This is a genomic window from Flavobacterium sp. (assembly GCF_024642105.1).
Taxonomy (GTDB): Bacteria; Bacteroidota; Bacteroidia; order Flavobacteriales; family Flavobacteriaceae; genus Flavobacterium.
Genome location: NZ_JAHEBT010000056.1, coordinates 166,224 through 188,730, shown reverse-complemented (window position 1 = coordinate 188,730; position 22,507 = coordinate 166,224). Strand labels below are relative to the sequence as shown.

Below are 22,507 nucleotides of genomic sequence, written 5' to 3'. Positions count from 1 at the left end.
ATAAATTCTATTTTCACGAAGTAATCGGGTTTGAAGTAGAAGACCAACGTCTTGGCGTGGTAGGCAAAATCCAATCCATCAACGATTCTACTGCACAGCCTCTTTTTGAAGTACTCAACGGCGGTGTTGAAATTCTAATTCCAATGATTGACCATTTTTTGGTAAAAATTGATCGCGAAAACAAAAAAGTAGTGATGAATTTACCAGAAGGTTTGATTGAAATGTATCTTTAAGCTATTTTAGATTCACTACGTTTTTAGATTATTAGAAACGTCTGCGACTTTAGAAAAATCCAAATTGTCTAATATTCTAAAAAATCTAAGTTGTCTAAATTCCAATTCAAACAATTCTCACTTGAACAAGATAATTGCGCAATGAAAATTGGCACTGATGGCGTATTACTGGGCGCTTGGGCTCCAATTTCACATAATCCCTATAGCGTTTTAGACATTGGAACTGGAACTGGAATTATTGCTTTGATGGTAGCACAGCGTAGTAATGCAGCACAAATTGACGCATTAGAAATTGAGGAAAACGCATACGAACAAGCCACTGATAATTTTGAAAACTCGCTTTGGAACGAACGCTTATTTTGTTTTCACGCTGGTTTAGACGAATTTATGGAAGAACCCGAAGACGAATACGATTTAATCGTATCCAATCCGCCGTTTTATGCTGAAGACTACAAAACCAATGACGAACAACGTGATTTAGCACGTTTTCAAGACGCACTTCCTTTTGAAGATTTGATTGAAGCTGCTGATTTATTACTGTCCGAAAACGGAATATTGGCAGTAATTATTCCTTTTAAAGAAGAAGAACGATTTTTGGCAATAGCCCATGAATTTGAATTGTACCCAACTCATATCACCCGCGTAAAAGGAACTCCAACCACTGAAATCAAACGTAGTTTATTGGCTTTAGGCCGAAATCTAATTGACACTCCTCTAATTGACGAACTCGTTATCGAAATAGGCCGTCACGAATACACTTCGGAATACATCACACTCACACAAGAATTTTACTTAAAAATGTAATTGTTTAAGGAAGTAAACAACTATTAAAGTATTTATAAAATCGATAACAAAAATGTCTCGAAAAGAGTAAGCTTTTCTATTTTTACAAAAAATTCAACCAATGAATATCGAAACTATTAACCACAGTATTCAAACTCAAAAAGAGGCGTTATTACAACACCCTTTATATACTAAAGTACAAACCATTGAAGACTTACAGCGTTTTTTAGAAAGTCATGTGTATGCCGTTTGGGATTTCATGTCTTTACTAAAAGCCTTACAATCCAAATTAACGTGTACAACAACCCCTTGGTTTCCTACAGTCAATACAGAAACCCGCTATTTAATTAACGAAATTGTTCTTGCGGAAGAAAGTGATCTAACTTTAGATGGTCGCCGCCAAAGTCATTATGAAATGTACTTAGAAGCGATGCAAGATTGTGGCGCAAATACTTCGGATATCGAACAGTTTTTAGCCAATATTCGTTCGTTAAATAACATATTTGTAGCTATCAAAACAAGTGATTTACACCCTAATATTAAAGCCTTTTTGGATTTTACTTTCAGAGTGATTGAAGAAGGAAAAGCACACGAAATCGCAGCGGCTTTTACTTTTGGAAGAGAAGATTTAATTCCGAGCATGTTTACTGCAATTTTGAAAAACTTACAAGCCAATTTCCCTGAAACCGATTTACGAAAACTAATTTACTATTTCGAAAGACATATCGAATTGGATGCGGATGAACACGGACCCATGGCCATGCAAATGATTACTGAATTGTGTGGAACCGACACCCAAAAATGGAAGGAAGTAGAAGCCGTTTCTATTCTTGCTTTAGAAAAACGCATCGGCCTTTGGAATGCCATTGAGGAAAGTATTTCTTTAAAAGCAGAAATGGTTTAAAAAAACCTTTTGTAAACTTGATTCAATTATTAATACACGATTCTCAATACATTTTTTGTTTCGTTACTCTCCACAAAAAACACTCGAACTGACGTTCAAAAATAAAAAAAGCGAGAAAATTTCTCGCTTTTTTATTAACTCTCTGGAGCCAATTCCAGTTCCAATCCGTCTAACTCTTCGGTAATTGGGATTTGGCAACCCAAACGACTATTTGATTTTACGTAAAATGCTTCAGATAACATTGCCTCTTCATCATCTCCTTTTTCCGGCAAAGTTACATCGTTTAAGACATAACATTGACAAGAAGCACACATTGCCATTCCGCCACAAGTTCCTTCTACCGGAAGCTCATACGCCTTGCACAATTCCATGATATTCATCGCCATATCGGTTGGCGCTTGCAATTCATGAACTACTCCTTCTCTGTCTTTAATTTTAATTAAAACGTCCATTCTTATTTATTTCTAGTTGTGTATTATTGTATAAACAGGGCCTTATTAAAGCACATTAACTACTGTTTCTATTTGAGGTGCATATTTTTTAATCGTAGTTTCCACTCCTGCTTTTAAGGTCATTTGGTTGACGCTACAACTAGTACAAGCACCTTCCAAACGCACTTTCACATGCTTATCTTCTTCAATTTCAACCAATGAAATATCTCCACCATCTGAATTCAAAAAAGGTCTAATTTCGTCTAAGGCTTTTAGCACATTAGCCAATACTTCTTCTGTTGTCATATCTTCAAAAATTATTTTTTAACTGCTGAACAACCCGCCATTGTTGTGATTTTAATCGCTTCGGTTGCAGGCAAACTTTCATTTCTATTTACTGTTTCTTGCACTACATTTCGAGTAATTTCTTGAAAAACAGATTCAATTACAGAGCCTTCTTGCATTGCCGCAGGACGTCCATAATCTCCTGCTTCACGAATAGACTGAACAATTGGCACTTCACCAAGGAAAGGCACATTCAAATCAGCTGCCAAATTCTTAGCCCCTTCTTGTCCAAAAATGTAGTATTTATTGTTTGGTAATTCTTCAGGTGTAAAGTAGGCCATGTTTTCAATGATTCCCAAAACAGGTACATTGATGGCTTCAGATAGAAACATTGCCACTCCTTTTTTGGCATCAGCCAAAGCAACCACTTGAGGTGTACTCACCACTACCGCACCTGTAATAGGCAACGATTGCATAATCGAAAGATGAATATCTCCCGTTCCTGGTGGTAAATCAATCAACATGAAATCCAATTCGCCCCAATCGGCATCAAAAATCATTTGGTTCAATGCTTTAGCAGCCATTGGCCCACGCCAAATTACTGCTTGGCTTGGCGAAGTAAAAAATCCAATAGATAAAATTTTAACTTCATAGCTTTCAATTGGTTTCATTTTAGATTTTCCATCTACTTCAATTGAAATCGGTTTTTCTTCTTCAACATCAAACATAATTGGCATTGAAGGTCCATAAATATCCGCATCCAAAACACCAACAGAAAATCCCATTCTCGCCAAAGAAACGGCTAAGTTAGCTGTAGTTGTAGATTTACCTACCCCTCCTTTTCCAGAGGCTACGGCAATAATATTTTTAATTCCAGGTATGGCTTTCCCTTTAATTTCAGGTTTTTCAGCTGCTTCCACCTTGATATTTACTTTGATTTTAGCTTCTGGCGAAACCAAATCGTGAATTGTTTTTTTGATATCGTCTTCGGCTCTTTTTTTGATGTGCATCGCTGGAGTATGCAACAGCAAATCAACCACTACCTCATCCCCAAAAGTGATTACATTAGTAACCGCTCCGCTCTCGACCATGTTTTTCCCTTCGCCAGCAATCGAAATTGTTTCTAAAGCTTTAAGAATCTCTTTTCTATCTAATTTCATTTTGTTTGTTCCAAAAATTATAGGCTTAAATCAAATAGAATAAATCCATTTATTTAAACTGAATATGAATTGCAAATATAACAGATTCTATTGGTATTTTACCGCTTTTGGATTGGATTTATTGATAAACAAATCAATACTAATTATTTGATTCTAGGTGCAAATCGAAGTTTATTTTTGCATCTCTGGTTCCCAAAAATGAGTTTCAAAATCGACAATTTGGTTTTCTCTAACTTCAATGCCTTCATTTTCTAATAATTGTTGCATTAAATTGGTTCCGTCGAAATGTAATTTTCCTGTTAGTAATCCTTTTCTATTGACCACACGATGCGCTGGAACGTCTTCTAAATGATGTGAAGCATTCATAGCCCAGCCTACCATTCTAGCCGAACGTGCAGTTCCTAATGCCTTTGCAATAGCGCCATAGGATGTAACTTTGCCGTAAGGAATTTGCCTTACAATACCATAAACCCGTTCGAAAAAATTATCGTTTGTTGCCATCGAAAAGTTTATTTCAGATAATATTTGACAATATTAAATAAGGTAAACAAAGCAATTATACCTGTTATGCTCCCAATAATTTTATTCATGTTACGCATAAAAAAATCGGTTTTAATTTCAATCTTACTGAAGAAAGAAATGTAACTATAAAAAACAAGAAAAGAGCCCAACACTGCTCCCAACACAAAAATAAAAATAGAAAAAGTTTCGAAGACAAACCAGCCATAAGAAGCTAACGACAAACTCACCACAACATAATATGGGATTGGAAAGAAATTTAATGCTGATAGTAAGATTCCTAAAAAAAATCGAGTGGAAGTACGTTGCTTTTTAATATCTCCTTCTTTCTTTTGAGGTACTTTGGCTATTACCAAGAAATAAACCGTCAAAAGTGTAAAAATACCACAACCAATTTCTCTTAATAACACCACTACTTGAGGACGTTCACCGATAAATTGTGCAAATAGAATCGCTAGATATACTTGAAAAAAAATAACAATCACTGCACCAATCACAAACCATAAAGCAGCACGTTTTCCTTCTTTTATATCCACTTTAGCCGCCGTCATATTGATTAGTCCAGGCGGAAGAATCCCAATAACAGCACTAATAAATCCAAAAAATAATGCAGTAATTATAGTCATATAGTGCTTTGTTTCAGTACTAATGTGTTGTTTTACTCCAATTCCTGAAACCGAAACGACACTATTTAATTTTAAATCGAATATACGTAATTGCCTTGTTAATTTCTAAATATTGTTTTTCATAAAACGTTTGAAAAGCAGTTACTTCTTCAGGACTTCCTTCGTTTTTGTAAACGTTATGATTCGCGTACAGGACTTCGTGACCTTCTCCATGCAATAACCCAAGAGTATATCCGTGCATGAATTCACTATCCGTTTTCAGGTTCATTACACCATCTTTCTTCAGGATTTTTTTATACAATTGCAGGAATTCTGAATTGGTCATACGATGCTTCGTACGTTTGTATTTGATTTGTGGATCTGGGAAAGTAATCCAGATTTCATCTACTTCATTTTCAGCAAAAATATGATTGATTAACTCAATTTGAGTTCGAACGAAAGCCACATTATGCAGTCCTGTTTCTACAGCTGTTTTAGCACCACGCCAAAAACGCGCACCTTTAATATCGATTCCAATAAAGTTTTTATTAGGATATCTTTCGGCCAAACCAACAGAATATTCTCCTTTACCACAACCTAACTCCAGAACAATAGGATTTTCATTTTTAAAAAAATCAGCATTCCATTTTCCTTTCATCGGAAATAAATTACCTACTACTTCTTCTCTTGTTGGCTGAAAAACATTGCTGAATGTTTCGTTTTCCTTGAACCTTTTTAATTTATTTTTACTTCCCACTTGTATTCAAATATTTCGGCAAATTTAACTGAAATATATAAGACGAAAGCCCTCGTTTTTGAAAAAATAAAAAAAATCCGTCCGTCGCTGAGAATACGAAAACACTCCATTCTAAAACTCGGTTTTTTTTACTAATTTTATACTAAACCCTAAAGCTATGAAAACCTTTGTTTTTACTCTGCTATTACTCTTTATTGTAACTACTCCTACATTGGGCCAACCCAAATTTGTTCCAAACAAAACCAATACTTCTAAATCGAGTGCTCTAATAAACCCAACGGTATTAGTTCCTTTCTTTAAAAAATACCCTGATTTAAAAAAGCACCAACCCTTGGTTACTGATTTGTATCAAAAACGAAATTACAAAGCAATTTGGTTCCAAGAAAACCAGATTAATCAATTAGCCCCGGTATTGTATGCCAAATTAAATACTTTAGACGAAGAAGGGATTTCAGCTAAAATTCCATACAAAAAAGATATTGACATCCTTTTTTCAAGCGAGATTATTGCCAAAAGTGACTCTGAATTACTCCTAACTTCCATTTATATTTTTTATGCTCAAAAAGTATTTCAAGGTTTGGACACCAAAAAAATAAAAGAGATTGGTTGGCTTTTGCCAAGAAAAGAAATCTCTTATTCTAATCTGTTGAACTCTTTACTTTCCAATCCAGGATTACTATCCTATGATGCGCAACAACTTTTTGGACAATACTATAAATTAAAATCTCTTTTAAAAAAATACCGAACAATTGAACAAAATGGAGGCTGGGAACCCATTCCAATTGATTCTCTATCTCTAACCTTCAAACCTTTTGATAGCGCCGCAACAATTGGAAAAATACGACAACGATTGACATTAATGGGGGATTTAAAAGAAGACTCCAAAAGCAATCTTTATGACAATGATTTAATGGAAGGTTTATTAAATTATAAAAAAAGAAACGGATTCAAACCCAATTATCTGATTGAAGCAAGACACATTCAGCGGATGAATATACCTATTGAAGAATACATCAAAACCATAAAAATTAATATGGAACGCTGTCGATGGATTGAGCCCGAACTCACCAAAGCCAGCGAATACCTCTTTATTAACATCCCTTCTTTCAAATTATTTTTCAGACGAAATGGGAAAACTGAATTAGAATCGAATGTTTTTGTTGGAGAAATTATGACTCAAACAGCTATTTTTAGTAGCACTGTAAATCATATTGTTTTTAGTCCGTATTGGAACGTTCCTAAAAGTATTGTAGAAAATGAATTGTCTCAAGCTATGGCAACAGATAAAAATTTCCTTCAAAACAACAATATGGAATGGTTTAAAGGCAATTTAAGAGAGAAGCCAGGACTACAAAATCCAATGGGATTAGTCAAGTTTATCTTCCCTAACTCTAATGATATTTATTTACATGACACTCCTGCTAAGAGTCTATTTGATTCTGAATACCGCGCCTATAGTCACGGCTGCATTAACATAAGTAAAGCAAAAGAGTTAGCACTGTTAATCTTGAAAGACGATCCAAACTGGCCAGTAGAACGAATCAATCAAGCCATGAAAGGAGAGAAAGAAACTGTTTGTATTTTGAAACGTAAAATCCCGATACATATTGGTTATTTTACGGCTTTGGTTAATGAAACAGGTACAATCAATTTTTATAACGATGTGTACGAAAGAGACAGTTGTTTATCTGAAATTTTATTTACTGAAGAGTAGTTGAATCTCATTTTTTCGTAAATTTAATGTAACAGAAGTTGCATACAACTCAATTTATGAAAAATTTTATTACACTAGCTATTAGTATACTACTTGGTTTTTTACTGAGTGTTGTTTCTTGTCAAAACAGTAAAAAAAACACAGAAAGCCGCTCTGAAAAAAAAGTACTCATTGCTAAAAATGGAGAAGCAACTCCTTTTGACAGCACTTTAGTCGCTCCTTTTTTCGACCAATACCCTGAGCTTAAAAAATTTCAAAAAGAGGTTACGGCTTTATACCAAAAACAACACTATAATTACATTTGGTTTGATCAAAAAGGAATCAAAGAAGTAGGCTATTTATTGTATAACAAAATTAGTAATTTAACTTCCGAAGGAATTACTGCAAAAATTCCTTATCACAATCAATTGGATACTATTTTTCAAGAAGAAGTCAGTAAACAAGAGCCCGAAGTCAATTCCGAGCTATTTATTTCTTGCCTGTATTTTTTCTATACTGACAAAGTATACAAAGGGCTAGACATTGAAAAAAGCACACAATTAGGCTGGTATTTACCTCGAAAAAAACAATCTTTTGTTAATTATTTGGATTCCATTTTGGCTAATCCTTCCTTGATTGACAAAGACGAACGAGAGATTCTTGGTCAGTATTACCGCCTTCGCGAAGTTTTAAAAAAATACCGTTCTATAGAGAAAGAACCTTGGAATTCCATAGCCCTTGATTCAGGTGTAACTCGATTAAAAATGGGAGACAGCGCCAGAGCAATTGCTCAAATCCGATCCCGATTGCATCTTTTAGGCGATTTAGATTCTGATTCGAGAAGTAGTCTTTTTGACAACAGTCTGGCAAAGGGAATAATCAACTATAAAAGCCGAAATAGTTTAGGCACCAATTCCAGCATTTCTAAATTAGATTTAGTTCACTTGAATGTCCCGATTACCGATCGAATTAAAACGATCATTGTTAATATGGAACGCTGCCGATGGTTTTCATCTCCTTTGGCCATGTCCAAAACCTTTATTTTTATTAATATTCCAGCTTATCAATTGCGTTATTTTGAAAACGGAAAAGTAGCATTAGAATCCAAAGTAGTCGTAGGCAAGGCAATGAACAAGACGGTTGTTTTTAGTGCCGATATGAAATACATAGTATTTAGCCCGTACTGGAATGTTCCAAAAAATATTCTTTACAAAGAAGTGTTACCTGCTATTGAAAAAAATCCAAACTATTTATCTGAAAACGAAATGGAATGGTATGACGGAGGCATTCGCCAAAGACCGGGTCCAAAAAATGCCTTGGGAGTTGTCAAATTTGTGTTTCCTAATTCCAATTCGATTTACCTACACGACACGCCATCAAAAAGCTTGTTCAATCAAGAAAAAAGAGCCTTCAGTCACGGTTGTATCCGACTTGAAAAACCGAAAGAATTGGCTCATCTCATTCTGAAAAACGACCCTAATTGGACTTTCGAAAAAATTGAAACGGCCATGCAAAGCGGTGTTGAAAAATGGTATGCTTTGCCTCAAAAAATTCCAGTGTATATTGGCTATTTTACTGCTTGGGTGGCCAAAGACGGAGCCATTCATTTCTATGATGATGTGTACCAAAGAGATGAACGATTAGCAACGATGCTATTAGAAGAATAAATAAAGCTTGCCGCTTTTTGAAAAACAATGCTTCCAGCCTTTTAAAGGCTGGAAGCATTAAAAAAATTACAAATTGAAATTCAATCCTAAAACGATATTTCTACCCATGTTGGCAATCCCGTCTGTTTTAAGTCGGGACAGGTGAGCAATGTACTTTTTGTCGGTAATATTATTCCCATTCAAGTTAACTTCAACTTTTGTTTTTCCAAAATGAAGCGTTCCTCCTAGTCCAAGATTTAAAATACTATATCCTCCCGTTCTCGTTTCAAAACCGCTCACCTTGTTCTGATTGAATGTCGAAGACAAGCTAATCGTGGCAAAACTTTCTTTCAACCAATTGGTGTCGTTCAACTCAAAGCGAAGGGTATTGTTCCAGTTATTTGCCGGAATCAAAGGCAAATAGTCTGCGTTTTCTTTTTGACCTGTTACCGTTTCAAAACTCGTCTCAAAATGCAACCAATCCAATGGATGTGGATGAAAATGCAGGCCCACTTCTCCTCCGTAAAGATTCGCGTTATTTTGAATATAATCGTACACTTGGATAAAATTAACTGCTCCTGAATTTGTAAATTGATTGCCTGTTGGTGACAGATAAATATAATTCGCAATATGATTATAATATCCGTTGACAAAGAATTCCACGTGATCGGTTTTGTATTCCAAATTCAAATCGGTTTGGAGATTTTGTTCTGTTTTTAAATTGGCATTACCTACTTCGTAGCGATTTGCACCTTCATGAACACCATTAGAAGTAAGCTCTGCTAAGTTGGGCGCTCTAAATCCAGAAGCTACATTCAGTCGGAAAATAAAATGATCTGTAAAGTTTGTTTTATATCCCAAAGAACCATTCCAACTGGTATAATTTTTATTAATAGCCACAAAAGCAGCCTGTGTTTGGGTATTAATACTTCTAGTATCAAAACGCAACCCAGCTTGAATAACATTTGATTTCCATTCGTAATTGGTAGTACCAAAAATCCCAAAATCTTGAGTCAAGGCATCTGGAATTAAATACTCTTCTCCGGAATTAGTATTGGTTTGACGCATTCCTTGAAGACCAATAATTATTTCCATTTTGCCCCACGAAGGCAGGTAATACTTCGCATTGTAATTGAAGGTATTCAACTTCATTTTCAAATTGGCAATGGTGCTATTTTGAAATTCGCTTCGGTCATTAGAGATGTACCCTAAGTCTAGATCCAATTTTGATTTTTTGAAAAAGAAAACGTTGTTTACGCTTACTAAATGATTGGCAACTGCTTGTTTTGGATACAAGACCGTTTTACTACTACTTTGTTCGGCGATACCGTTCTCTGGAATTCCTAAATCCAATTGGTTATAATTGTACCGAAGAACCGAAGAAAAGGAAGCGTTACTATACCCAATTCCTGTTTTAAAATCTTTTTCTTGGTAACGGGTATTTGTTACTCGTTCTCCTCCTGAAGTGGTATAATCGGAATGGGTATTGTAAGTTCCTCGAGTTACCCATTTCCAATTTTCAGTTGACGTTTTTACTCCCAAGGACGAATTACTGCCCAAAGTGTTAGCAAACATTTTTTGACTAAAATTAGCCTTAAAGGTATTCGCGTTCGCAAATTTCTCCGGATTAAAATACAACACACCCCCCAAAGCATCTGAACCATACAACAAAGAAGCGGGTCCTTTAATTACCTCAACACTTTCTACTCCTGCATCATTCAAACCTAATCCGTGTTCTTCACCAAATTGTTGATTCTCCACTCGTACACCTTGTGAATAAACCAAAACTCTATTGCCACTTAATCCTCTAATTACAGGTTTTCCAATGGAGGTACCTGTTGACACTTGAGCCACTCCAGGAATGGTTGCCAGTCCTTCTATTAACGTAGCAGTTCCTTTTCGAGTTAAATTTTTAATGGTTTCATGTTCCACTTTCATCACATTTTGTGACTGTAGCTTGTTGAATGCTGTAGCGACTACCACCTCATCCATTTGAAAAATGGTAGGTTCTAATTGTACGTCCAATCGATTTTGACGTTGTGCGTTTACAATCGTTTTGTTCTGGGTTCCGTAACCCATTAAAGCAAAAGAAATCGAGACATTTCCGTTAGGCAAATTAGTCAAACTATAATTCCCATTGGCATCTGAAAGCGTTCCTTTTTGTAATTCTTGAATATAAATTGATACGCCTTGAAGCGCTTTATTATTGGAATCTATTACTGTTCCAGAAACCGTATTTTGTGCTTGCATCAAGGTAGAAAATCCCAAGACCAAGGCAAAAATTATTTTTTTCATACTATTGGTGTATTGTTTAATAAAACCGAAATAGATCGGCAAAAAGTATCTTATTTAAACAATACACTGAGGAGGTCCTCGTAAAGAATATAAACTTCCTGAATAGGAAATAATCGTTGGAGAAGTGAAAAAATAATCGGCTGCAACTTGCGAATCAGAAGCTAAATGATAGACAAAATTCTCTGTCGCTATACTGCTATGAAAAGAAATAGCGCAAACTAAACACTGTTCAAACCCTTTATGCTGGTGGGTTAATTCGGTCGAATTTTTATGTTGATGAAAACATACTTTCTCCGAAAACCGTTTTTCAAGATGCCCATAGCCATGAAACGATTGTGCTACTATAGAACCCAATAGAGCTATCGCAAAGAAAAACCGGATATATAGTTGTTTGTGTTTCATTGGGAACAAAGATAACGAAACCCAAAAAGAAAACCATTTACAATTCAGAATTATCTGAATCGTAAATGGTTCAATTAGTAATTATAGAACTACTTACACCAATTGAGCAGCAATCAAATACTCTGCAATTTGGATGGTGTTTGTAGCCGCTCCTTTTCTCAAGTTATCTGCTACAACCCACATATTTAAAGTATTGGGTTGGCTTTCGTCACGACGAATTCTACCTACAAAAACTTCATTTTTACCTTCGGCATATCGTGGCATTGGATAAGTAAAGGTGTCTAAATTATCTTGAACTACTACTCCGTCCGTTTGGCTCAAAATAGTTCTCACCTCATTTACATCAAAATCATTGGTAAACTCAACGTTCAAAGCTTCACTATGTCCGCCCACAACCGGCACACGAACCGCAGTTGCAGTAACTGCAATAGCATTGTCGCTTAAGATTTTTTTAGTTTCGTTCACTAATTTCATTTCCTCTTTAGTGTATCCATTGTCTTCAAAACTATCACATTGTGGAATACAGTTTCTGTTGATTTTGTATTTGTAGACCATGTCGCCTTCAATACCAGCACATTCATTTTCGAATTGTTGTACCGCTTTCACTCCCGTTCCAGTAATTGACTGGTAGGTAGAAACAATGATACGTTTGATGTTGTATTTTTTATGCAAAGGCGCTAAAGCCAAAACCATTTGGATAGTCGAACAGTTTGGATTTGCAATAATTTTATCTTCCTTAGTTAATTCGCCTGCATTGATTTCAGGAACTACTAATTTCTTAGTTGGATCCATTCTCCAAGCCGATGAGTTGTCGATTACGGTTGTTCCAGCTGCCGCAAATTTTGGAGCCCATTCTAATGAAGTACCCCCTCCTGCAGAAAATAAAGCAATATCTGCTTTCATATCGACAGCAGTTTGTAATCCCACTACTTTGTATTTATTTCCTTTAAAATCAATTTCTCTACCCACTGATTTTTCAGAAGCCACAGGAATTAACTCCGTTACAGGAAAATTTCTCTCCGCTAATACTTTTAACATTATTTCGCCTACCATTCCGGTAGCACCTACTACTGCTATTCTCATTATATATTTTTATTATTGAGTTGTAATTTTATTTGGCAAAAGTAACCAATAATCAACTCAAAACAAGGGTGTTCACAAAAAATAACAAATTGTTAAATTTATAACAATGTTATTTATTTTTCAACAAATCTCTAATTTCAGCAAGTAATTGTTCTTGGGTTGGACCCGCAACTGGCTTAGGCTCTTCGTCTTTTTTAATTTTTTCTTGGGCTTTTTCATAGGCCTTCAATACAATAAAAATACAGAACCCAATGATTACAAAATCAAAAATAGTTTGGATAAAAGCGCCATAATTTAAAGTAACTTCAGCAATTGCAGGTGATTTTTGCACTCCATTTTCCATTACTGCAGGAACACCATCTTGCAACACTAATTTTAGATTCTTAAAGTCCACCTTTCCTAAAAGCAACCCAATAGGAGGCATCAAGACATCATTCGTAAACGAAGTGACTATTTTTCCAAAAGCACCCCCAACAATAACCGCAGTAGCTAAGTTGACGATTTCGCCTTTCATTAAAAAAGCTTTAAAATCTGCAAAAAATCCCATAAGAATAGTGTTAAGATTAATATATTTTCAAAAGTACTAAAAAAGGAAACCCTTTCATTGCAGTAGAAAAAATTTGACACGAAAAATCAATTATTCTCGATAAAAGACTCGTTTTACCCGTTGTGAAATACTGGTTAAAATCTCATACGGAATAGTCTGTGTTTTTTGAGCCATTTCTATGACGGTTGGGCTTTCGCCAAAAATAATAACAGCATCTCCTTCGGCGCAATCTATACCTGTGACATCCACCATCAACATATCCATACACACACTTCCCAAAATAGAAGCTTTTTGTTTGTTAATGGTAACGTAACCTACTCCATTGCCCCAAAGTCGCGAAATCCCATCGGCATACCCAATAGGAATTGTAGCTACTTGAGTGGTTTTTTCTGCCATAAATCGGCGACCGTAACCTACGCTATCTCCAGCAGGAATGGTTCTGATTTGAGAAATTACCGACTTCAATGTACTCACATTCTCCAAGTATTTTTGTTCTTCACTATCATTGGAAACTCCATACAGTCCAATCCCTAGACGTACCATATCAAATTGTCCTTGCGGAAAATTACTGATTCCCGAAGTATTTAAAATATGACGAATGGGTTGAATGCCTAATTCTCGCATTAATTGGTTTGACAATTCATCAAACAAACGGATTTGTACTAACGAAAATTGTTGGTGTTCTTCGGCATCGCTTGTTGCCATGTGCGACAAAATACTTTTTACTACAACGCGCTGATTGCCTTTTAAAGTAGTAATCAGTTCGTTAATTGTATTGGCCTCAAAACCCAATCGGTGCATTCCTGTATCCAACTTGATATGGATAGGAAACTGGTGTAAGTTTTTTTGTTCGGCTATTTTAAGAAAGGCCTTTAGCCCTTTTATACTATAAATTTCGGGTTCTAATTGGTGTTGAATAATGGCCGAGAAACTCGTCGATTCTGGATTCAAAACCATAATAGGCAATTGGATTCCTGCATTTTTAAGACTTATTCCTTCATCGGCAAAAGCCACCCCTAAGTAATCTACTTTATGATGTTCTAACAATTTAGCAATTTCAAATCCGCCATTGCCATAACCAAATGCTTTTACCATCACCATCATTTTGGTAGTTGGTTTCATTTTGGACTTGTAGAAATTCAAGTTATGGCTGATCGCATTCAGATTAATTTCTAAAACGGTCTCGTGCGTTTTCTCTTCTAAGGCAAAAACAATTTTTTCAAACTGAAAACTACGCGCACCTTTAATTAGGATGGTTTCGTTTTCAAAATGCAATTGTTCTATTTGCGATAAAAAGTCAGCAGTAGTCTCGAAGGTTACGCAGTTCTCGAATTGATTTTTGAATTGAGAAATAATAGGGCCAATTCCAATGATACGACTGATTTTATTAGCAATAATTAACTGTCCAACTCTTGCATACAATTCGTCATTAGTCAAACCACTCTGAAAAATATCAGATAGAATTACTGTTTTTTTACTGGATTGTTTTTGGCTTTCCAAAAAATCCAACGCAATTTTCAACGACTGAAAATCGGCACTATAACTATCGTCAATCAAACTGCAATTATTAATTCCGTCTTTCAATTTCAAACGCATTTCAACTGGATACAATTGTGATACTCGATTTTGGATTGTAGCAAAATCATATTGTAAATACAATAAAACCAATACACACGAAACTACATTTTCTATCGATGCCTCGTCTTGAAATGGTATTGTGATGTCAAATTCTTCTTTCTTTTGAGCAATATTTAAAATGGTATTGGTTCCCATTCGTTTTTGGCTCACAAAAACATCCGCCGAAGGATCATAAAAACTCCAAGAAAACGTTTTTAATTCTGGACGAATCAACGCATCAACGGCATCACTTTTGGGATAAATGAGAATCTGAGAATGGTCGAAAAGACGTAATTTTTCTTTTATTTTTTCATTAGTATTGGCAAAACCTTCATCGTGTGCAGACCCAATATTAGTCAATATACCGATGGTTGGTCGAATTATCGGCTCTAGCTTTTCCATTTCGGAAACGGTCGAAATTCCAGCTTCAAAAATACCTAAATTATGTTGTTCATTGATACCGATGACTGACAACGGAACACCCACTTGTGAATTATAACTTTTAGGGCTTCGAATAATCGTATATTCAGGACTTAATAAAAAATTAAGCCATTCTTTTACAATAGTTTTTCCGTTGCTTCCCGTTATTCCAACGATTGGAAAATTAACTGAAGAACGATAATAACTGGCTAATTGTTGCAGGGCTACCAAGGTGTTGTTAACTACCAAAAAATTGGCTTTGCCTTGACAATCTTCGGGAATATGTGTCACCACAAAATGCTGAACCCCTTTGCTAATTAAATCTTTGATGTAAAAATGAGCATCATTATTAGGTCCCACCAAAGCGAAAAACAAAGTAGTCGCGGTATTTTGTAAAGAGCGACTATCAATGGCGATTGCATCAATTGTGGCTGGTGTTGCATAACCAACAAATTCAGCTTGGAGTGCTGTAATACAATTTTGGATGGATAAGTTCATAAATTCAAAAAGCGAGCAAGCTCATTTTATAATTTTGTTTTCCGCTAGAGGTAATTATTAAAAACGTCCATTCAAGTATTTTTTATTTTTATCGATAAATATCGGGAAAAATGAAAATTGTATCGAGAACCGTTTTTAGTAATTATTTCCTCCATTCTCGATACAATTTTCTTCGAAAATCACTCGAATTGACGTAAATAATTATCAAAAATAGTACTTCTTTTCGAATTCAGGCTTTGGAACTATAAAATATAAAAGATAAGTCCAATATTTAAAGACTTGGCGTCAACTTTTGTGCCGGCTATTTGAGCCGTTTTGAAAATTGGATTTAATCCATAATAAATATACAAATTGGCTCCGCCGTAACCTGCCGCTGCAGAGAGCCCGAAAAGTAATTTATTAAAATCGGGATTACTGCTGATAATTGAGTCGCCCAAACCACTTCTAAGTACCGACCGATCGTAAAGCAAATAACTCAGCTTAACTCCCGCATGAATACGGAAAAAATTATGGTTTTCAAAAGTAGACCCTCGCCATCTGAACTCTAAAGGAACATCAACAAATAGTTGGGAAAACTTATTGTTAGAATACGCTGTTGCATCCGTTAAAACTGTATACACAGGAGTTCCATTGGTAGTAGTTATTCCTATATTTTGACTGTAATTATTAAAGGTAAGTCCTATTCCTGGAGCTATGGCTAGATTTCTGTTTTTATTAATGGGCATATCCCTCAAGAAACCTGCTGAAAATCCCGTAGAAAATTTATCATTGGAAAAACCAGTTGGCGCATTTTTTAAAACATTATAGGTAACGCCAATATAGAACTGATCTTCTCGATACAAGGAATCGATTTTAGCAGTAGAGGAAAGGGCAGCATTCGGATTTTCTTGCGCCAAAATAGGAAAGAAAGAAAATAAAAACACAACGATTAATACTACTCTTTTACTGAAGGACTGCACTATTGTCATTGTAAGTCGATATTGGATTCTATACAAAGATACTACTTTTGGTAGTCAGTTGTCGGTTGTTGGTTGATAGTTGATGGCTGAATTATAGAAAATCAAAAAATCGTTAATCGCTAATCTGCAATCAACCATCCTTTTTTAAAGTAGTCGTTCAATACAAATAAAGTTATTATTATATCCGTAACCAATCATTAATGTAATACGATAAAATCTATTATTTGTTGTATCATTCATATAATACACTGGAGTATCTCCAACACTTCCAAAACTCCAACCAAAAATAGATGAGGATAAAGAGGTATTAAACGTTATAGCTGTATTTGATGCACCACCACTACTACCTCCTGTCATACCATATACGCCTGCCATATACGCCACAATACTTCCTGACACTGTCGCAATACATAAACCTCTACTCCCGCTAGTTGAAACAGTTGCTTTTATATTATCTAGTGTTACAAATGATCCTGCATTAACATATCCAGCCGCTTTTACCGCTACATTTCCACTAGGGTCTGTTAGGTTAATTTTACCGGATACATTTACATTTCCATTCACATCCAATTTAGTAGCTGGAGTAGTAGTTCCAATACCTACATTCCCAGAATCATCTACTCGTATCCCTTCATTACCCCCATCATTTGAAATATAGTTTCCTGAAAGCTGGATGTTCTTAGTAGCCGTATGATTTCCTAAATTATCGGCTGTAGTCGAAGTAGTAATCGATGGATTTAATTTAGTAATAATTAAAGATGCTCCATAATAAAGATTCCGAGAACCATCGCTATTTATTATCCTTAGAGTACGCGGGCTAGAACTGCAATCTATTATATCGGTCATAAAAGTCGTTCCTCCCCAATCTGTCCCTCCTCCATTTGCAATATTTCCAAAATTCCCATCATTCATCCAAGCATTCCAAACACCACTCGTATATTCTTGCAATTGCATAGCATTATAAGTATTTGTTTGTTGGTGCGGAAGCCCCCATTGAATCTTATATATACCATTAGATAAGGTAAATGTTGTATTTGAAGTAACTGTTAAATCACCAGATGCTATATTGTTAAATTTTGAATTCCAAGAATTAATTGCCGAACCTGCACCAATATTAGTCGTCGAACGAAAAATAGCTTGATTTTGAACATTTCCCACAGTAGTAGATAAACTTATCCATTGTTGTCCTGTACCGTCCCAATAGTAATAACCAGGCACTACTTGATAAGGATTAGTCCCAGCAGTAACCGTATTAAAAACCATTAAACCATTGGCAGGATTTGTTATAGGACTCGCTGAATTTGTAGCTGTTAATACTACTCTAGGTGGTAAAAATCCTTTGTTTGTTGCATTTACTTCTAATTTTGCTGACGCATCAGGATTTGTAGTTCCAATACCTGTTTGAGCTTGAACTATAAAAATAAAAAAACTGAAAAATAAAAGAAAGTACTTTTTCATATATGTAAAAATTAATTTTATGCGCTCACATACGGTATCGCTATTTCATTTACAGGTATTTTGTTACACAAACTTGTTGTTGCTATCAATTTCGTAATTACCAATTAGTTTCCTAAATAAACAAAGGTATTAACTGATAATCTTCTTGGAGTAATATCCAAAGCTACTCCTGAACCACCCGATGAAACAGTAACAGTATGTGAATGAGAACCTGAACTTGCACTATTAAATGCCGCAATATCAACTGAGTGACTGTGGTTTCCTGCTCCTGCGGTTTCAAATGTGCCATAATATGCTCTATCAGTAGTAGAGGCTGAATTCTCCCATCTCCTTCCATCATTTGTGTCATATGCGCCACTATCTGAATTGCTTCTTCTTCCAATAGAATGACTATGATATCCATTAATAGCAGTTTCCGTATTTGGAGGATCTATACTATGAAAATGATCACCAGCAGTTGCTGCAGTTCCTGTAAAACTAACATTAGGTAAATTATTTTGCGCAATAATTTTAGAGTTCTCTCCAGCTACACTTCCTAAAGTACTTCCGGTTTGCATTAAAACAGCATTATTTGCATCTGGAAGATTTGTCCCAATACCCAGCAAATTAGCTTGAGTTTGTTGTGAAGCAGTAAGGGTAGATTTGAGTCGGCCATCTAATTTAATCCAACCGTTGTGATCTACAGTTTGTAATCCTGTTTTTATATCTCCTACATTATATTGGTTAATAGGTAAATTACCTGCTACCATTTTGTAATACACACGATCATAATCACCACTATTTCTTGTTCCATTAGATAATACAATTACATTATAAATAGTTCCGGCTTGTAAATTGACTTCTACTTTTCCATTGTACTCCACATGAACTGTATTATTTGCACTTGTTTGGAAATCTGTTCCTAAGTCAGAGATTCCTTGTCTTACTTTAAATGTCATAGTGAAATCGCCGGTTGCATAACCGCTACTTGAAAAATCAAACAAATATCTTCCAGATATTGGAACCGTAAAAGAATACCCACTCGCATTTGCAATTTTACCAGAAGCAGTAGAATACACTTCTCCATATAACTTAACCAAATCCGATGCAATTACAGCATTTCCTGCGGTAGTACCAGTAGCAATAGTAGCCCAATTGCTCCCGTTCCAGTAATAATAACCTGCTTGTAATCCTACAGAACCTAGGTTATAGACCAATAAACCTTCGGCTGGCGAGGCAATGGTAGCAGCATCCGTAGCACTTGTCAAAGTCACTCGTGGCGGTAAAAACCCTTTATTGGTAGCATACACATCGAGCTTTGCCGAAGCATGTGGAGTAGTTGTGCCTATGCCAGATTGAGCATTTATTTTTCCAATAACAATAATTACTAAAATAAAAAAATAGTTTTTCATATAATAAATTAATTAGCGTACCCAATACCAAATTATACCTGGATTAGGGCTTGAAGATCCACCGCCACCGTCTGATATCCAAGGTGAAGGAGAATAATAACTATTATTTGAAATTAATGTTCCCCACCAATTGCCAGTTCCGTCGGAAAGAGTTAAATATCCTGTTCCTGCACCTACTGTTGTACTTCGCCAAGGCATTCTTTGTGCCATACCATTATTACTGCCAACATAATTCCAAGTACCGAATTTTGTATTCAAAGTTACATTAGTTTGTGTATTATTAGTGTTTACAAAACTATAATTCCCATTCGCAGTCCATATTCCTCCATTACTATTTCTACTTCCTGCATCAATCATGTATTGAAAACCAGTGTTAGACTTTTTAATGTAATCCGCCCAACCAATGATAGAATAATTCACAGAAGATGTACTAATTACCTCCGCATTAGTAGTAAAAGGTATTTCTATATTTAAGGCCATTGAATTCGCATAATTCCAACCACCATAGGACGAATTTTTCATTAGCAAGGTCCATCCTCCATTATCCGTAGTCATATCGGCATAAATTTTAACAGGGACTCCTCCATTGATGTTGGCATTTTTAATCCAATAAAAACCATCCGCTGAACTGGGATAATCTTGTTTAATTTGGTAGGCACTTGTAGAAGCTGTAGATGGGCTTAATCCATCTCTTTCTGCATAAAAACGCGTTTTAGTTGTGTTGAAGTTGTTGGTGATTTCTTGTGGTGTTAATTCTCTGTTATAGACCTTAAAACTTGCGACTTGTATATTCATCTTCCAACTTGTATCAGCTAGCCATCCTGATATTCTCCCTGCACCAGAATTGAATACCGAATTTACGGATCCAAATACACCAGCGACTTGACTTAATCCTTGACTTTCGCCATTCACATATATTTTATTATTGGTCTTGGAGTTGGCATTCATAACAAAAACCAAATGACGCCAATTCTTTTCAATGCCCAAATAATCGACAGTGGAACTAGCTATTCCATACTGATCACTATTAGAAGTATTATAACCAATATTTCCATTTGACGTCCAGACATCGTATCTGTCAAATCCAAAATACATTGAACCTCCTGGTGCATTTAGCGAATTGGTTTTCACCCACATTTCCACCGTTACTGCATTGGTGCTACCAATGTTGGCTGTAAAATTGGCATAACTTGAGGTTCCGTTAAATACAATAGCTCCGCCATTGGCAGCGCTATAGGTAGTCGATGTCAACGTTACATTCGACCCATTCCCTGACAAATCATTCCAAGTAATCCCTGAACCACTATAACTGGCTGTATTCCCAGCATCTAAATGCAAAACCAAACCTGAGTTAGACAAACAAGTAATGGTGACACTCCCGTCACCAGTAGTATTAAGAGTCCCAAATGAATTAAACCCAGAAGTTGTTTTGGTAGCGCCTCCGCCACCACCGCCATTGGCATCACCACCACCAGCGCCGCCACCGCCACCATAAAATCCAGCGCCGCCACCGCCACCGCCCAACCAATTTCCACTACCCCCTCCTGCACCACCATTTATTCCATTTCCATTAGTTCCACTATTATTGGCATAATCATCAAAAGCATATCCGCCATTTCCGGCTGTTGTGATAGTTGCTGCATAACCTACTTGAGTTCTACCGTTTGTTACATAGGATGCTTTTGGAACTGGCGCCTCATTTCCGTCACTTGAGGTACCAACCGAATTATTTCCAGCATTACCACCTGTATAATCTAAATCTGTTGAATGACCAGCACCACCGCCACCACCGCCAGCTACAACCAATGCAGTTAAAGTTGAAGGTATACTCGAATTAAAAACTCCTGACAAGCCTCCACCAGCGCCTCCATAATTGGTAGCAATATTGGTAACTCCTCCATTTCCTCCAAAACCATATTTTGCTGTTGCCGATTGCCCAGAAAAGCCTCCTACAACGACATATAAAATCTGACCAGGTGTCACATTTAAAGTAGTCGTAATATTAGCACCAGCTCCACCAACTTGACCATTTGCACCCGTTCCGCCTTTGGCTCCAATGGCATTTACCTGTATTGAGGTAACTCGGTTTGGCACTACAAATTGTTGCAGCGCGCCTGTATATTTAAATGAATAAGTAGTAGGTAATTGCGGTTTTTTTACCGCTAAATTTTGAAATGCCGATTGCGCGTTCAACGCAATTGAACAAAAAACAAGTAGCAGTATGTAACGCTTTTTTTTCATTAATAAATAGTATCCCCAAAAACATAGCCTATAGTGGTACTATTCATTACCAAACCAATGACACTATTCGTAGCTCGTGTGCTAAGTCCGCTAGCCGAATTTAAAGTCGTTCCTGATCCAGCAAAAGTAATAGTCCCAACACCTGTTTGTATCAATTGGCAACTAAAACCAATAGGTAAAGTAGGAACCGTAACGGTAACCGTTGATGCCGAACTAATAAAAAACAATTTATTATTATCAGCAGCCGCTAAACTGAAACTCGCCGTTTTAGTTGCGTCAATTACTAATCCTCCTGCAATTTGTATCCAAGCAGTTCCGTTCCAATAATAATAACCCGGCACTATATTATTAGGAGCCGCACCCGCAGTAGCCGTATTGTAAATTAACAATCCTGCTGCTGGAGAGGCAATTGTACTCGCATCAGTTGTTGCAGTTAAGGCAATTCTTGGTGGTAAAAACCCTTTATTAGTAGCATACACTTCTAATTTAGCGGATGCATTAGGCGTGGTCGTACCAATGCCGGTTTGAGCGATGGCAATTTGAATGAAAAATAAAAAAAAGAATAACTGTTTCATATTGC

The 22,507-nt window shown here is 36.1% G+C and carries 20 protein-coding genes and 1 pseudogene; 5 read left to right on the top strand and 16 right to left on the bottom strand.

Annotation, left to right across the window (positions count from 1 at the left end; translation table 11 throughout):
- The 3 genes and pseudogenes from Q0L65_RS13380 to Q0L65_RS13370 form a co-directional block, all read left to right on the top strand.
- Positions 1–233: pseudogene (locus Q0L65_RS13380) on the top strand (16S rRNA processing protein RimM); the annotation flags it as partial.
- 141 nt (positions 234–374) lie between these two features.
- Positions 375–1,037, top strand: a complete 663-nt coding sequence (locus Q0L65_RS13375) for a methyltransferase (RefSeq protein ID WP_296687254.1) — start codon at positions 375–377, stop codon at positions 1,035–1,037.
- 100 nt (positions 1,038–1,137) lie between these two features.
- Positions 1,138–1,920, top strand: a complete 783-nt coding sequence (locus Q0L65_RS13370) for a DUF3050 domain-containing protein (RefSeq protein ID WP_296687251.1) — start codon at positions 1,138–1,140, stop codon at positions 1,918–1,920.
- Positions 1,921–2,054: 134 nt separating this feature from the next.
- Here the strand turns inward: Q0L65_RS13370 and Q0L65_RS13365 are convergent, their stop codons facing one another.
- The 6 genes from Q0L65_RS13365 to trmB all read right to left on the bottom strand — a co-directional run bounded on the left by Q0L65_RS13365 (position 2,055) and on the right by trmB (position 5,677).
- Positions 2,055–2,372 (bottom strand): 2Fe-2S iron-sulfur cluster-binding protein, encoded by a 318-nt coding sequence (locus Q0L65_RS13365; protein ID WP_296687249.1) that lies wholly within the window; start codon positions 2,370–2,372, stop codon positions 2,055–2,057.
- Between the two features lie 45 nt (positions 2,373–2,417).
- On the bottom strand, positions 2,418–2,657 hold the full coding sequence (locus Q0L65_RS13360; protein ID WP_296687247.1) for a NifU family protein: 240 nt from the start codon (positions 2,655–2,657) through the stop codon (positions 2,418–2,420).
- 11 nt (positions 2,658–2,668) lie between these two features.
- Positions 2,669–3,796 (bottom strand): Mrp/NBP35 family ATP-binding protein, encoded by a 1,128-nt coding sequence (locus Q0L65_RS13355; RefSeq protein ID WP_296687245.1) that lies wholly within the window; start codon positions 3,794–3,796, stop codon positions 2,669–2,671.
- A gap of 171 nt (positions 3,797–3,967) precedes the next feature.
- A complete protein-coding gene (locus Q0L65_RS13350) occupies positions 3,968–4,297 on the bottom strand; it encodes an MGMT family protein (RefSeq protein ID WP_296687244.1) in 330 nt (109 codons plus the stop codon).
- Between the two features lie 8 nt (positions 4,298–4,305).
- Complete coding sequence (locus Q0L65_RS13345; protein ID WP_296687242.1) at positions 4,306–4,941, bottom strand: LysE family transporter; 636 nt, start codon at positions 4,939–4,941, stop codon at positions 4,306–4,308.
- A 61-nt stretch (positions 4,942–5,002) separates the two neighbouring features.
- Positions 5,003–5,677, bottom strand: coding sequence for a tRNA (guanosine(46)-N7)-methyltransferase TrmB (gene trmB, locus Q0L65_RS13340; protein WP_296687241.1), 675 nt, complete (start codon positions 5,675–5,677; stop codon positions 5,003–5,005).
- A gap of 157 nt (positions 5,678–5,834) precedes the next feature.
- Here trmB and Q0L65_RS13335 point away from each other — a divergent pair, with 157 nt between their 5' ends.
- Together Q0L65_RS13335 and Q0L65_RS13330 are read left to right on the top strand one after the other, a co-directional pair.
- On the top strand, positions 5,835–7,391 hold the full coding sequence (locus tag Q0L65_RS13335; RefSeq protein WP_296687228.1) for a L,D-transpeptidase family protein: 1,557 nt from the start codon (positions 5,835–5,837) through the stop codon (positions 7,389–7,391).
- A 56-nt stretch (positions 7,392–7,447) separates the two neighbouring features.
- On the top strand, positions 7,448–9,037 hold the full coding sequence (locus tag Q0L65_RS13330) for a L,D-transpeptidase family protein (RefSeq protein ID WP_296687226.1): 1,590 nt from the start codon (positions 7,448–7,450) through the stop codon (positions 9,035–9,037).
- 66 nt (positions 9,038–9,103) lie between these two features.
- Here the strand turns inward: Q0L65_RS13330 and Q0L65_RS13325 are convergent, their stop codons facing one another.
- The 10 genes from Q0L65_RS13325 to Q0L65_RS13280 all read right to left on the bottom strand — a co-directional run bounded on the left by Q0L65_RS13325 (position 9,104) and on the right by Q0L65_RS13280 (position 22,502).
- Complete coding sequence (locus Q0L65_RS13325) at positions 9,104–11,311, bottom strand: TonB-dependent receptor (protein ID WP_296687224.1); 2,208 nt, start codon at positions 11,309–11,311, stop codon at positions 9,104–9,106.
- Between the two features lie 54 nt (positions 11,312–11,365).
- Positions 11,366–11,713, bottom strand: coding sequence for a hypothetical protein (locus Q0L65_RS13320; protein WP_296687222.1), 348 nt, complete (start codon positions 11,711–11,713; stop codon positions 11,366–11,368).
- Between the two features lie 93 nt (positions 11,714–11,806).
- Complete coding sequence (locus Q0L65_RS13315; RefSeq protein ID WP_296687219.1) at positions 11,807–12,796, bottom strand: aspartate-semialdehyde dehydrogenase; 990 nt, start codon at positions 12,794–12,796, stop codon at positions 11,807–11,809.
- 109 nt (positions 12,797–12,905) lie between these two features.
- On the bottom strand, positions 12,906–13,343 hold the full coding sequence (gene mscL / locus Q0L65_RS13310) for a large-conductance mechanosensitive channel protein MscL (RefSeq protein WP_296687217.1): 438 nt from the start codon (positions 13,341–13,343) through the stop codon (positions 12,906–12,908).
- Positions 13,344–13,433: 90 nt separating this feature from the next.
- On the bottom strand, positions 13,434–15,878 hold the full coding sequence (locus tag Q0L65_RS13305; protein WP_296687213.1) for a bifunctional UDP-N-acetylmuramoyl-tripeptide:D-alanyl-D-alanine ligase/alanine racemase: 2,445 nt from the start codon (positions 15,876–15,878) through the stop codon (positions 13,434–13,436).
- 242 nt (positions 15,879–16,120) lie between these two features.
- Positions 16,121–16,846, bottom strand: coding sequence for a porin family protein (locus Q0L65_RS13300; protein WP_296687211.1), 726 nt, complete (start codon positions 16,844–16,846; stop codon positions 16,121–16,123).
- A gap of 135 nt (positions 16,847–16,981) precedes the next feature.
- Positions 16,982–18,295, bottom strand: a complete 1,314-nt coding sequence (locus tag Q0L65_RS13295) for a hypothetical protein (RefSeq protein ID WP_296687209.1) — start codon at positions 18,293–18,295, stop codon at positions 16,982–16,984.
- 104 nt (positions 18,296–18,399) lie between these two features.
- The gene (locus tag Q0L65_RS13290; RefSeq protein ID WP_296687207.1) at positions 18,400–19,686 is read right to left on the bottom strand and encodes a hypothetical protein; all 1,287 of its coding nucleotides are present in this window, start codon (positions 19,684–19,686) and stop codon (positions 18,400–18,402) included.
- Between the two features lie 12 nt (positions 19,687–19,698).
- Positions 19,699–21,927 (bottom strand): fibrinogen-like YCDxxxxGGGW domain-containing protein, encoded by a 2,229-nt coding sequence (locus Q0L65_RS13285; RefSeq protein WP_296687205.1) that lies wholly within the window; start codon positions 21,925–21,927, stop codon positions 19,699–19,701.
- Positions 21,927–22,502: a hypothetical protein gene (locus Q0L65_RS13280; protein WP_296687203.1), complete on the bottom strand. Its 576-nt coding sequence runs from the start codon at positions 22,500–22,502 to the stop codon at positions 21,927–21,929. Before Q0L65_RS13280 ends, Q0L65_RS13285 begins: the two co-directional genes overlap by 1 nt.
- Between the last annotated feature and the right edge of the window lie 5 nt (positions 22,503–22,507).

Coding starts and splice junctions, on each gene's coding strand:
- Q0L65_RS13330 (WP_296687226.1), top strand. CDS start 7,448: ATGAAAAATTTTATTACACTAGCTATTAGTATACTACTTGGTTTTTTA.
- Q0L65_RS13355 (WP_296687245.1), bottom strand. CDS start 3,796: ATGAAATTAGATAGAAAAGAGATTCTTAAAGCTTTAGAAACAATTTCG.
- Q0L65_RS13375 (WP_296687254.1), top strand. CDS start 375: ATGAAAATTGGCACTGATGGCGTATTACTGGGCGCTTGGGCTCCAATT.
- mscL (WP_296687217.1), bottom strand. CDS start 13,343: ATGGGATTTTTTGCAGATTTTAAAGCTTTTTTAATGAAAGGCGAAATC.
- Q0L65_RS13315 (WP_296687219.1), bottom strand. CDS start 12,796: ATGAGAATAGCAGTAGTAGGTGCTACCGGAATGGTAGGCGAAATAATG.
- Q0L65_RS13360 (WP_296687247.1), bottom strand. CDS start 2,657: ATGACAACAGAAGAAGTATTGGCTAATGTGCTAAAAGCCTTAGACGAA.
- Q0L65_RS13285 (WP_296687205.1), bottom strand. CDS start 21,927: ATGAAAAAAAAGCGTTACATACTGCTACTTGTTTTTTGTTCAATTGCG.
- Q0L65_RS13335 (WP_296687228.1), top strand. CDS start 5,835: ATGAAAACCTTTGTTTTTACTCTGCTATTACTCTTTATTGTAACTACT.
- Q0L65_RS13350 (WP_296687244.1), bottom strand. CDS start 4,297: ATGGCAACAAACGATAATTTTTTCGAACGGGTTTATGGTATTGTAAGG.
- Q0L65_RS13295 (WP_296687209.1), bottom strand. CDS start 18,295: ATGAAAAAGTACTTTCTTTTATTTTTCAGTTTTTTTATTTTTATAGTT.
- Q0L65_RS13300 (WP_296687211.1), bottom strand. CDS start 16,846: ATGACAATAGTGCAGTCCTTCAGTAAAAGAGTAGTATTAATCGTTGTG.
- Q0L65_RS13345 (WP_296687242.1), bottom strand. CDS start 4,941: ATGACTATAATTACTGCATTATTTTTTGGATTTATTAGTGCTGTTATT.
- Q0L65_RS13325 (WP_296687224.1), bottom strand. CDS start 11,311: ATGAAAAAAATAATTTTTGCCTTGGTCTTGGGATTTTCTACCTTGATG.
- Q0L65_RS13370 (WP_296687251.1), top strand. CDS start 1,138: ATGAATATCGAAACTATTAACCACAGTATTCAAACTCAAAAAGAGGCG.
- Q0L65_RS13305 (WP_296687213.1), bottom strand. CDS start 15,878: ATGAACTTATCCATCCAAAATTGTATTACAGCACTCCAAGCTGAATTT.
- Q0L65_RS13365 (WP_296687249.1), bottom strand. CDS start 2,372: ATGGACGTTTTAATTAAAATTAAAGACAGAGAAGGAGTAGTTCATGAA.
- Q0L65_RS13290 (WP_296687207.1), bottom strand. CDS start 19,686: ATGAAAAACTATTTTTTTATTTTAGTAATTATTGTTATTGGAAAAATA.
- Q0L65_RS13320 (WP_296687222.1), bottom strand. CDS start 11,713: ATGAAACACAAACAACTATATATCCGGTTTTTCTTTGCGATAGCTCTA.
- Q0L65_RS13280 (WP_296687203.1), bottom strand. CDS start 22,502: ATGAAACAGTTATTCTTTTTTTTATTTTTCATTCAAATTGCCATCGCT.